The sequence below is a fragment of the Lentilactobacillus parakefiri genome (assembly GCF_002157585.1).
Taxonomy (GTDB): domain Bacteria; phylum Bacillota; class Bacilli; order Lactobacillales; family Lactobacillaceae; genus Lentilactobacillus; species Lentilactobacillus parakefiri.
In genome coordinates this window covers 1-231 of record NZ_BDGB01000087.1, presented here as the reverse complement: position 1 = coordinate 231, position 231 = coordinate 1, and the positions used below count along the sequence as shown (strand labels likewise).

Genomic DNA, 231 nt, shown 5'->3' with positions numbered 1-231 from the left:
CCGTAAGAAATCGGCAATGTGAAAGGCATCAACGGTATCGGTCTTATCATCATCAAATAACTTACTGTAACGGTGCGTCCCTTTAGGATTCAAGGTGACCACAGTCACGTTTAACTGATTAAGGCGATCATCTTGTTCAAAGAACAAGGTTGGGTGGAAATTATAAACTGAGGTTGCTTCCATGCCGATAATAATTTGGTCAGCTTGCTGAGACCGCTTTAAAATCTCATC

General features: G+C 41.6%; 1 protein-coding gene. It reads right to left on the bottom strand.

Annotation, left to right across the window (positions count from 1 at the left end; all coding sequences use genetic code 11):
• A partial coding sequence (locus tag LPKJCM_RS09510; protein ID WP_165758594.1) for an IS110 family transposase occupies positions 1-231 on the bottom strand: 231 nt, incomplete at both ends.